Here is an 11,908-nt window from a genome sequence, read left to right as displayed (position 1 = left end):
GGCGATTATAGCCGTGCATCGGGTCCACAGGCGAGGCGCGCAACAAAATCAGCCGGCGATGGCATATGCCTTGCACCAATCACAGGCATCAGCACTCATGCCAACGGCGGGATGAGTGGAAGGACAATGGCGTCGTCACCCGGCTTTGCCCATGCAAGGGCCTTGGGACGACGCTTTTTTTTGGAAGGTGCGAAATCGATGAACGAACCATCAGCCGGCCCTCTGGCCTGGGTCAACGGCAGCGATGCCCCGGAAAAGACTGAAATCAACCTCGGCTTCATGGCCCTGAGCGACTGCGCCTCAGTAGTGGTCGCGGCCACTCAGGGCTTCGCCCAACCCTACGGCCTGACCCTGAACCTCAAGCGCCAATCGTCCTGGGCCAACCTGCGAGACAAACTGGTCAGCGGCGAACTGGACGCCGCCCACAGCCTGTACGGCCTGATTTACGCCGTGCACCTGGGCATCGGCGGCGTAGCCTCCACCGACATGGCCGTGCTCATGGGCCTGAACCAGAACGGCCAGAGCATCAACCTCTCCCACGGCTTGCAGGCCCTGGGTGTGACCAGTCCTGAAGCACTCGATCGTCATGTGCACCAAAGTCGCCCAAAACTGACCTTCGCCCAGACATTTCCCACAGGCACCCACGCCATGTGGCTGTATTACTGGCTCGCGAGTCAGGGCATTCATCCGTTGCAGGATGTCGACAGCGTGGTGGTGCCACCGCCGCAAATGGTCGCGCACCTGCAAGCCGGGCGCATCGACGGCTTCTGCGTCGGCGAGCCGTGGGCGGCCAGTGCGGTGCAGCAGAATCTCGGGTTTACGATGGCCACCAGCCAGACCCTCTGGCCCGATCACCCGGAAAAAGTCCTCGGCTGCACCCGCGCCTTTGTCGAGCAGTACCCCAACACCGCACGGGCATTGGTGATGGCGATCCTCGAAGCCAGTCGATTCATCGAAGCCAGCCGCGAAAATCGCCGCAGCACCGCGCAACTGTTGAGTGCGCCTGAGTATCTGGATGCACCGCTCGACTGCATCAAACCACGCTTGCTCGGTGATTACGCCGACGGTCTGGGCAATCGCTGGCAAGACCCGCACGCCATGCGTTTCCACGGTGGTGGTGAGGTCAATTTTCCGTATTTGTCCGACGGTATGTGGTTCATGACCCAGTTCCGGCGCTGGGGTTTGTTGCGTGACGACCCGGATTACCTCGGCGTGGCCCGTCAGGTCCAGCAACTAGACTTATACCGTGAGGCCGCCACTGCTGTCGGTGTGTCCGCCCGGAGCCAGGAAATGCGCAGCAGTCAACTGATCGACGGCAAAGTCTGGGACGGCTCGGACCCGGCCGGCTATGCCCGCAGCTTCACGCTGCACGCCATGAGCGACAGCGCTCCCCTTCTCGCCAGCCGCTGACAGGAGCCTACGAATATGTTGCGTATCCTGCTGATCAATGACACTGCGAAAAAAGTCGGGCGTCTGAAGGCGGCTCTGACCGAAGCCGGGTTCGAGGTCATCGACGAGTCCGGCCTGACCATTGACCTGCCCGCGCGCGTCGAAACGGTGCGTCCGGACGTGATCCTGATCGATACCGAGTCACCGAGCCGCGATGTGATGGAGCAAGTGGTGCTGGTGACCCGTGACCAACCACGGCCGATTGTGATGTTCACCGACGAGCACGACCCTGACGTGATGCGCCGCGCGATCAAGTCCGGCGTCAGTGCCTACATCGTCGAAGGCATTCACGCACAACGCTTGCAGCCGATTCTCGACGTGGCCATGGCGCGCTTTGAAAGCGACCAGGCCCTGCGCGCGCAACTGCATGCCCGCGACCAGCAACTGGCCGAGCGCAAGCGCATCGAGCTGGCCAAGGGGCTGCTGATGAAGATGAAGGACTGCAACGAAGAAGAGGCCTACACCCTGATGCGCCGCCAGGCCATGAGTCGCCAGCAGAAGCTGATACAGGTGGCGGAGCAGATCATTGCCATGAGTGAACTGCTTGGTTGAAGCCTTGTGGTGCATTGGAGGACGCCATCGCGGGCAAGCCCGCTCCCACATGGATCTTCGGTGTCCACAAAACCTGTGGGAGCGGGCTTGCCCGCGATGGCCACAACGCGATCTCACGTGTTGGCACAAATCTCGCTAAGTAAATCACTGCAAGGTAACCAACGGCGGTTGCCCCACCTACGACAAAGACGTCGCTCACCTCATTCGCCCCCTGGCGGATCGGGTAGCGGCGTTTTTCCGTTTTGGCCCCAGAGACCGGGGCTGGTGGTGCGGCCGTTGCGGCGCCCCACCTGCAAGCTCATGACTCCTTCTTGATACGCCTGACAGCTGAGGTGCGCGATGAATTCAAGCTTCTGGAAATCCGGCCATACCCCGACACTGTTCGCAGCCTTCCTCTATTTCGATCTGAGCTTCATGGTCTGGTACCTGCTCGGCCCTCTGGCGGTGCAGATCGCCGCTGATCTGCACCTGACCACCCAACAGCGTGGGCTGGTGGTGGCCACGCCGATTCTGGCCGGGGCCGTATTGCGCTTTGCGATGGGCCTGCTGGCTGATCGCCTATCGCCAAAAACCGCTGGGATAATCGGTCAGGTGATCGTCATCTGCGCCCTGTTCGTCGCCTGGAAAGTCGGCATCCACAGTTATGAACAGGCGTTGCTGCTGGGCCTGTTCCTCGGCATGGCCGGTGCGTCCTTCGCCGTCGCCCTGCCGTTGGCCTCGCAATGGTATCCGCCCCAGCACCAAGGCAAAGCCATGGGCATTGCCGGTGCCGGTAACTCGGGCACCGTGCTCGCTGCCTTGATCGCTCCGGTGCTGGCCGCCGCATTTGGCTGGAGCAACGTGTTCGGCTTCGCCCTGATCCCGCTGATCCTGACCTTGATCGTCTTCGCTTGGCTGGCAAAGAATGCACCCGAGCGCCCGAAAGCCAAGTCCGTGTCTGACTATTTCAAGGCCCTGGGTGATCGCGACAGCTGGTGGTTCATGTTTTTCTACAGCGTGACCTTCGGTGGCTTCATCGGTCTGGCCAGCGCTCTGCCCGGCTACTTCAACGACCAGTACGGCCTGAGCCCGGTGACCGCCGGCTACTACACTGCTGCTTGTGTGTTCGGTGGCAGCCTGATGCGTCCGTTGGGCGGCGCGCTGGCGGATCGCTTCGGCGGGATTCGCACCCTGCTGGCGATGTACACCGTGGCGGCGATCTGCATTGCGACAGTGGGTTTCAATCTGCCGAGTTCCTACGCTGCGTTAGCGCTTTTCGTCTGCACCATGCTCGGTTTGGGTGCAGGCAACGGTGCAGTATTCCAGTTGGTCCCGCAGCGTTTTCGTCGGGAGATCGGTGTGATGACCGGCCTGATCGGCATGGCCGGCGGCATCGGTGGCTTCGCACTGGCGGCCGGCATGGGCGCGATCAAGCAAAGCACTGGCAGCTATCAACTGGCCTTGTGGTTGTTCGCCAGCCTCGGCGTACTTGCCTGGTTCGGTCTGCACGGTGTGAAACGTCGCTGGAGAACCACTTGGGGTTCGGCAGCCGTTACCGCAGCACGGGTGTGAGGACTGAATGAGCCTGCAACTGAGCTTCGCCGAACACAGCGCCATCGGCCCCCGCGAGGAGAACCAGGACGCTCTGCGCCTGGTCACTCCGGCCCCGGCGCTGGCGGCGAGCAAGGGTTACCTGTTCGCCATCGCCGACGGCGTCAGCCAATGTGCCGACGGCGGTCTCGCGGCCCGTTCAACCTTGCAGGCCTTGGCGCTGGACTACTACGCCACCCCGGAAACCTGGGGTGTCGCCCAGGCATTGGACCGCCTGCTACTGGCGCAAAATCGCTGGTTGCAGGCTAACGGCGGCGGGCAACCGCTGCTGACCACCGTCAGTGCCCTGGTGATGCGCGGCAGGCGCTTTACCCTGGCGCATGTCGGCGATTGCCGGGTTTATCGCTGGCACGCCGACACGCTGCAACGGGTAAGCGAGGATCACGTCTGGGACCAGCCGGGCATGCAGCATGTGCTCAAGCGGGCCCTTGGGCTGGATCAACACCTGGTGCTGGACTTTCTCGATGGCGAACTGCGCCTGAACGAGAGTTTTGTGCTGCTCAGCGACGGCATCTGGGCCGTGCTGGGTGACACGGCCATTGCAGCGATTCTGCGCGATCAACCTGACCTGAACAGTGCCGCGCAGACCCTGGTCAGCGCTGCACATCTGGCCGGCAGTCAGGACAATGCCAGCGCCTTGCTGGTGCGGGTCGATGCCCTCGGTGAAACCAGCATTGGCGACGCACTGATTCATCTGCAGCAATGGCCACTCCCGCCTGCGCTGAAGCCGGGCCAGACTTTCGAAGGCTGGCAGGTCGAAGGGATCCTCGGCCAGAGCCAGCAATCGCTGCTCTATCGGGTGCGCGACGCACAACAACAGTCCTGGCTGCTGAAAACCTTGCCCAGTTCGCTTCGTGACGATCATCAGGCCGGGCAGGCATTGTTGTCGGAGGAATGGTTTCTCAAGCGTGTAGCCGGGCGGCATTTCCCTGAAGTCCATGCTGCCAGTCAGCGTCAGCATTTGTACTACGTGATGCGGGAATATTCCGGGTCTACCTTGGCAGAGCTGCATGAGCGTGTCGCAACGCTGCCATTGGCTCAATGGCTGGACTTGGCCGAACGCTTGCTGCGGGCCATCGGCATATTGCATCGACGGCAGATTCTGCATCGTGATATCAAACCGGAGAACCTGCTGCTGGGGGACGACGGCGAGTTGCGCCTGCTGGATTTCGGCCTCGCCTACTGCCCCGGGCTGTCCGAAGATCAGGCCTGCGCCCTGCCCGGAACGCCCAGCTATATCGCGCCGGAAGCCTTTCGAGGTGATCCTCCTACACCACAACAGGATTTGTATGCGGTCGGCGTGACCTTGTATTACCTGCTGACCGGGCATTATCCCTACGGCGAAATCGAAGCATTCCAGCGCCCTCGGTTTGGCGTGCCTGTCAGCGCCAGTCGCTACCGGCCCGACCTGCCGGAATGGATCGCGCAAAGTCTGGAGCGCGCGGTGGCGGCAGCGCCGGATCAGCGCTTTGAAACGGCGGAAGAATGGTTGTTGCTACTGGAACAGGGAGAACGCCGCAGTTTGAGCGTGCGCCCCAGACCGTTGCTGGAGCGCGAACCGCTGAAAGTCTGGCGGACGTTGGCGCTGGTGTCGTTGCTGGTGAATCTGGTGCTGCTGTTTTTGCTGTTTCATGGTTGAGTTTTTCACTGCACCAAAAGATCAAAAGATCGCAGCCTGCGGCAGCTCCTACCGGTGCCCACGATCTCCTGTAGGAGCTGGCGAAGCCTGCGATCTTTTGATCTTTTTCTGCTTCAAAACCGGGCATAGCGCATTGAACCGGTGCACACAAACACCCTCCTCCCGTGCTGAGAGCCCATAAATTCCGCATTTGTGCGACTTGGCACAACCACTGCATTACCTTTCCCAACATACATAAAGCCCAACCTTCAACGTAGAAGGCTGCGCTGCCCGAGAGAACGGGACAAGGACAAAGGCGTCCTCGCTAGTTAACTAGCGGGACGCCTTTTTTTGTTTGCGCAAAATTTTTTGTCGAGCAAGGCCTGAATGCCCTGATGAGGCAGGCCCGAGCTCCCCGGAGAACCTGATGAAAAAACTAAAACTGGTGATGATCGGCAACGGCATGGCCGGGGTTCGTACCCTGGAAGAACTGCTCAAGCTGAGTAACGAGCTGTACGACATCACGGTCTTCGGCGCCGAACCCCATACCAACTACAACCGCATCCTGCTGTCGCCCGTACTGGCCGGCGAACAGACCTTCGAAGAGATCGTGCTCAACGATCTGGACTGGTACCTGGAAAACAACATCAAGCTGCTGCTCAACCGTAAAGTGGTGGAGATCGATCGGGTCAAACGTCGGGTCATCGCCGAAGACGGCACCGAGGCCGAATACGACCGCCTGCTGATTGCCACCGGTTCGACCCCGTTCATCCTGCCAATCCCCGGCAACACCTTACAGGGCGTGATCGGCTACCGCGACATTGCCGACACCCAGGTGATGATCGACACCGCCAAGACGCACAAGCACGCCGTGGTCATCGGCGGCGGCCTGCTGGGCCTTGAAGCCGCCAACGGCTTGATGCTGCGCGGCATGCACGTCACCGTGGTGCACATCGGCGAATGGTTGCTGGAACGGCAACTGGACAAAACCAGCGGCCAACTCCTGCAAACCGCCCTGGAAGCCCGTGGCCTGCATTTCCGTCTGTGCGAACAGACCCAGGCCCTGCACGACGCCGGCAATGGCCGGGTTGGCTCGGTGCAGTTCAAGAACGGCGACATCATCCCCGCCGATCTGGTGGTGATGGCCGCCGGTATTCGCCCTAATACCGAACTCGCGGAAAAATCCGGCATCCCTTGCAATCGCGGGATTCTGGTTAACGACACCCTGCAAACCTACGACCCTCGGGTCTACGCCATCGGCGAATGCGCCAGCCACCGTGGCATCGCCTACGGTCTGGTCGCGCCGCTGTTCGAACAGGCCAAGGTGTGCGCCAACCACCTCGCCCAATTGGGCTTCGCCACCTACAAAGGTTCGGTGACGTCGACCAAATTGAAAGTCACCGGCATCGACCTGTTTTCCGCCGGCGACTTCATGGGCGGAGAAGGCACCGAAACCATCACCCTCTCCGACCCGATCGGTGGGGTCTACAAAAAACTGGTGATCAAGGATGACGTGCTGGTCGGGGCTTGTCTGTACGGCGATACGGCAGATGGCGGTTGGTATTTCCGGCAGATCCGTGAGAACCATGCCATCGGCGAGATCCGCGATCACCTGATGTTCGGCGAAAACGCTCTTGGCGATGTAGGACACCAGGGCCAGGACAAAGCCATGAGCATGGCCGACACCGCCGAAGTCTGCGGCTGCAATGGCGTGTGCAAAGGCACCATCGTCAAGGCCATTCAGGAACACGGCCTGTTCAGCGTTGATGACGTGAAAAAACACACCAAGGCCGCCAGTTCTTGCGGTTCCTGCGCCGGCCTCGTCGAGCAGATCCTGATCAATACCGTGGGCGGTGCGGCGGACGTCAAACCGAAAAGCGAAAAAGCCATTTGTGGTTGCAGCGACCTCAACCATGCTCAAATCCGCCAGGCCATCCGCGACCAGCACCTGCTGACCATCGCTGGCACCATGAGCTACCTGAACTGGCGCACCCCGAACGGTTGCGCCACGTGCCGTCCGGCGCTCAACTACTACCTGATTTCCACCTGGCCGGGCGAAGCCAAGGACGATCCGCAATCGCGCCTGATCAACGAACGCGCCCACGCCAACATTCAGAAAGACGGCACTTACTCTGTAGTCCCTCGGATGTGGGGCGGTGTGACCAATCCTTCAGAGCTGCGGCGCATTGCCGACGTGGCCGACAAGTACAACGTGCCGATGGTCAAGGTCACCGGCGGCCAGCGCATCGACTTGCTGGGGATCAAGAAGCAGGACCTGCCAGGCGTCTGGAAAGACCTGGACATGCCGTCCGGCCACGCCTACGGCAAATCCATCCGCACCGTGAAGACCTGCGTCGGCAGCGAGTTTTGCCGCTTCGGCACCCAGAACTCCACGCAACTGGGCATCGAGCTTGAACACGACCTGTTCAACATGTGGTCGCCGCACAAAGTGAAACTGGCCGTCTCCGGTTGCCCACGCAACTGCTCGGAAGCGGGGATCAAGGACGTCGGAATTATCGGCGTGGACTCCGGCTGGGAGATGTACATCGGTGGCAACGGCGGGATCAAAACCGAAGTCGCGGAATTCTTCGTCAAACTGAAAACCGCCGAAGAAGTGCGCGAATACAACGGCGCTTTCCTGCAGCTGTATCGCGAAGAAGCCTTCTACCTCGAACGCACTGTGCATTACCTGCAACGGGTCGGCATGGAACACATCAAGAAAGCCGTGCTGGAAGACCCGGAACGGCGCAAGACACTGAACGATCGCCTGCAATTCTCCCTGTCGTTCGAACAGGACCCCTGGAAGGAACGCCTCGAACAGCCGCTGCTGAAAAAAGAATTCGAGGTCATTCCCGTGAAGAACCTGGAGGTGTCGGTATGAACTGGCTGGATATCTGCGCACTGGAAGAGATCAATACCCTTGGCTCGCGGATCATCGCGGGCCCGAAAGGTGACATCGCGATTTTTCGTACGAGCGACGATGAGGTTTTCGCCCTCGACGATCGCTGCCCGCACAAGGGCGGGCCGTTGTCCCAAGGTTTGATCTACGGCAAACGGGTGGCCTGCCCGCTGCACAACTGGCAGATCGATCTGGAAACCGGTGAGGCCCAGGCACCGGATATCGGCTGCGCCCACCATCACTCGGCACGGGTCGAGAATGGCCGGGTGCTGCTGGCCCTGCGGGAAGCAAGCTGATGAACCAGATCACCGCCTCCACCTGCTGCTACTGCGGGGTCGGCTGTGGTGTGCTGATCGAGCACGACGGCGAGCGCATCCTCGGCGTCAGCGGCGATCCGGCGCACCCGGCCAACTTCGGCAAGTTGTGCAGTAAAGGTTCGACCCTGCACCTGACTGGCGACCTGACGGCACGGGCGTTGTACCCGGAACTGCGCCTGGGCAAAGGCCTGGCCCGCAGCCGCACCGACTGGGACACTGCCCTCGATCACGCCGCCAGCGTCTTCGCCGAAACCATTGCCGAGCATGGCCCGGACAGCGTTGCGTTCTATATCTCCGGGCAGTTGCTGACCGAGGACTACTACGCCTTCAACAAACTGGCGCGAGCGCTGGTGGGCACCAACAACATCGACAGTAATTCACGGCTGTGCATGTCTTCAGCCGTGGTCGGCTACAAACGCAGCCTCGGCGCCGACGCCCCGCCCTGCAACTACGAAGACCTGGAATTGAGCGACTGCGTGATGATCGTCGGCAGCAACATGGCCTACGCCCACCCGGTCCTCTTTCGTCGCCTGGAAGAAGCGAAATCCCGCCGCCCACAGATGAAAGTCATTGTCATCGACCCACGGCGCACCGACACCTGCGATATGGCTGACATGCATTTGGCGATTCTGCCCGGCACCGATGTCGCCTTGTTCCATGGGATTTTGCATCTGTTGCTGTGGGAAGACTGGGTCGACCGCGACTTCATCAAGGCCCACACCGAAGGCCTCGCCGAGCTGAAAAACCTGGTGCGTGATTACACCCCGACAATGGTGTCCCAACTCTGTGGCATCAGCGTCGAGCAACTGCAGCAATGCGCGGAATGGGTCGGCACTTCACCGAGCTTTCTGTCGCTGTGGTGCATGGGGCTGAATCAGTCCACCGCCGGCAGCGCGAAAAACAGCGCGTTGATCAACCTGCACCTGGCTACCGGGCAAATCGGTCGCCCCGGCGCAGGACCTTTCTCGCTGACGGGTCAGCCAAATGCCATGGGCGGCCGGGAAACCGGCAGTTTGTCGAACCTGCTGCCAGGCCATCGCGAAGCCGCCAATGCCGAACACCGCGCGCAAGTGGCCGACTACTGGGGCGTTGATCAACTGCCCGAAAACACCGGGCTGACCGCCATCGAACTGTTCGAGCAGATGCGCAGCGGCAAGATCAAAGCCCTGTGGATCGCCTGCACCAACCCTGCACAGTCGCTGCCGGACCAGACCGCTGTACGCGCGGCACTGCAGGCCTGTCCGTTCGTGGTGTTGCAGGAAGCCTTTCGCACCACCGAAACCGCCGCGTTCGCCGACCTGTTGCTGCCCGCCGCCAGCTGGGGTGAAAAGGACGGCACGGTAACCAACTCCGAACGGCGCATTTCCCACGTCCGCCAGGCCATCGGCGCACCCGGTGAAGCACGGTCCGACTGGGCGATCACCGTGGATTTCGCACAGCGCCTGGAAAAACATCTGCGCCCTGGAGCCACCAGCCTGTTTGCCTTTGAAACCCCGGCGCAGGTCTTCGACGAATACAAACACCTGACTCGCGGCCGCGACCTCGACCTCTCCGGCATCAGCCATGCGCTGATCGACCAGCTCGGCCCGCAGCAATGGCCCTTCCCCGCCGGGGCCCGCGAAGGCACGGCGCGGCTGTATCTCGACGGAGTTTTCCCGACCGCCAGCGGGCGTGCACAGTTCATCACCGACCCGTATCGCGCCGCCAAGGAACAGCGCGATGCGCGTTTTCCGCTGACCCTGATCACCGGCCGCCTGCGCGATCAATGGCACGGCATGAGCCGTACCGGCACCGCCGCGCAGCTATTCGGCCATGTCAGTGAAGCCGTGTTGAGCCTGCACCCGGATGAACTGCGCCGGCATCGCCTGCAACCGGGCGATCTGATCAATCTGAAAAGTCGCCGGGGCTCGGTGATCGTGCCGGTCAGCAGCGACGACAGCGTACGTCCGGGCCAGGCGTTCCTGCCGATGCATTGGGGCGACCGTTTTCTCAAGGGCGGCGTGAATACCCTCACCCTTCCCGCCTTCGACCCATTGTCGAAACAACCGGAACTCAAGCACAGCGGTGTGCGACTCGAGCCTGTGCAATTGCCCTGGCAGCTTTTCGCCCTGATAGAGGGTGATGTTCAACAACACTTGGAGACGCTGCGACCGCTCTGCGAGGCGTTTTCCTACGCAAGCCTCAGCCTTACCGGCCGTGAGCGCCCTGCACTGCTGATACGCGCCGCCAGCGCCACTGCGCCAGAGCCGCAGCTGTTGCGTGATATCGATCAATGTCTGGGGCTCAACGATGGCCCGGTGTTGGCCTACGACGATCCTCGGCGCTCGATCGGCAAGCGGGTACGGATCGAGAACGGTCGGATCACCGCGATTCGTCTGGCCGGTGAAACCCTCGCCCAGCACTGGCTGCAAAGCCTGTGGCTCGAAGGTCGCGCCGACGAACAGCTACGCCGTTGGCTGCTGGCACCCTTGAGTGCGCCACCGGGTAGCGCTGGCGGTCCGGCATCCGGCACCAAAACCCTGTGCAACTGCATGAACGTCAGCCAGAACGCGGTCTGTGCCGGCATCGGTCGTGGCCTGGACTTGCAGGGTTTGAAACAAGAACTGGGCTGCGGCACGCAATGCGGCTCCTGCGTCCCGGAAATCAAGCGTTTGCTGGCCGCCACCGCGCAGCCAGTCGCCGTCATCTCGTGAGGAAAACACTATGAGCGCAAAAGTCTGGCTGGTGGGTGCGGGTCCTGGCGACCCTGAATTGCTGACCCTCAAGGCGGTTCGAGCGTTGCGCGAAGCGGACGTGGTGCTGATCGACGATCTGGTCAATGACGCGGTGCTGGAGCATTGCCCGAATGCGCGAATTATTCCTGTGGGTAAGCGCGGCGGCTGTCGCTCCACGCCTCAAGCCTTCATTCATCGCCTGATGTTGCGTTATGCCCGCCACGGCAAATGCGTGGTGCGGCTCAAGGGTGGCGATCCGTGCATCTTCGGGCGCGGCGGTGAAGAAGCGCAGTGGCTGCGTGAGCGTGGCGTCGAGGTTGAGCTGGTCAATGGCATCACCGCGGGTCTTGCCGGCGCGACCCAATGCGATATTCCGCTGACGCTAAGGGGCGTCGCGCGTGGCGTGACACTGGTTACCGCGCACACTCAGGATGACAGCAGCCTGAACTGGCAGGCCCTGGCTCAAGGGGGTACCACGCTGGTGATCTACATGGGCGTGGCGAAGCTCAGTGAAATTCGCGAGCAACTGCTGGCCGGCGGAATGGCTGCCGATACGCCTGTGGCGATGATCGAAAATGCTTCCCTGCCGCACCAACGGGAATGTCGGAGCGACCTGACAGCGATGGAGAAAGACGCCTGCGCCTTTGAATTGAAAAGCCCAGCCATTTTGGTGATTGGAACCGTGGCAGCCTGTGCAACGTCATCTCTGTGGGAGCGTGGCTTGCCCGCGATGACGGCCGATCAATCAGCCTGAACCTACCTTGCCAAC

The 11,908-nt window shown here is 61.4% G+C and carries 8 protein-coding genes; all 8 read left to right on the top strand.

Features of this window, described 5'->3' with window-relative positions; genetic code table 11:
• The first annotated feature begins 198 nt into the window (after positions 1-198).
• The 8 genes from AB7M22_RS05835 (at position 199) to cobA (ending at position 11,893) form a co-directional block, all read left to right on the top strand.
• Entirely contained in the window at positions 199-1,410 is a 1,212-nt protein-coding gene (locus tag AB7M22_RS05835; protein WP_454185534.1) for a CmpA/NrtA family ABC transporter substrate-binding protein, read from the top strand.
• 15 nt (positions 1,411-1,425) lie between these two features.
• A complete protein-coding gene (locus tag AB7M22_RS05830; RefSeq protein ID WP_008006986.1) occupies positions 1,426-2,001 on the top strand; it encodes an ANTAR domain-containing response regulator in 576 nt (191 codons plus the stop codon).
• Between the two features lie 339 nt (positions 2,002-2,340).
• Positions 2,341-3,552 (top strand): nitrate/nitrite transporter, encoded by a 1,212-nt coding sequence (locus AB7M22_RS05825; RefSeq protein ID WP_008006983.1) that lies wholly within the window; start codon positions 2,341-2,343, stop codon positions 3,550-3,552.
• Positions 3,553-3,559: 7 nt separating this feature from the next.
• Complete coding sequence (locus tag AB7M22_RS05820; protein WP_454185533.1) at positions 3,560-5,230, top strand: protein kinase domain-containing protein; 1,671 nt, start codon at positions 3,560-3,562, stop codon at positions 5,228-5,230.
• A 406-nt stretch (positions 5,231-5,636) separates the two neighbouring features.
• Positions 5,637-8,090 carry a nitrite reductase large subunit NirB gene (nirB, locus tag AB7M22_RS05815; RefSeq protein ID WP_454185532.1) on the top strand — a complete coding sequence of 818 codons (2,454 nt, stop codon included), beginning with the start codon at positions 5,637-5,639 and terminating at the stop codon, positions 8,088-8,090.
• Entirely contained in the window at positions 8,087-8,404 is a 318-nt protein-coding gene (gene nirD / locus AB7M22_RS05810; RefSeq protein ID WP_007902067.1) for a nitrite reductase small subunit NirD, read from the top strand. Before nirB ends, nirD begins: the two co-directional genes overlap by 4 nt.
• The gene (locus tag AB7M22_RS05805; protein WP_454185531.1) at positions 8,404-11,118 is read left to right on the top strand and encodes a nitrate reductase; all 2,715 of its coding nucleotides are present in this window, start codon (positions 8,404-8,406) and stop codon (positions 11,116-11,118) included. Before nirD ends, AB7M22_RS05805 begins: the two co-directional genes overlap by 1 nt.
• Before the next feature lie 10 nt (positions 11,119-11,128).
• On the top strand, positions 11,129-11,893 hold the full coding sequence (gene cobA, locus AB7M22_RS05800) for a uroporphyrinogen-III C-methyltransferase (RefSeq protein ID WP_454185530.1): 765 nt from the start codon (positions 11,129-11,131) through the stop codon (positions 11,891-11,893).
• The last annotated feature ends 15 nt before the right edge of the window (positions 11,894-11,908 follow it).

This window comes from Pseudomonas sp. ADAK2 TE3594, from assembly GCF_053628675.1.
This window is presented reverse-complemented; position numbering and strand designations above follow the sequence as displayed.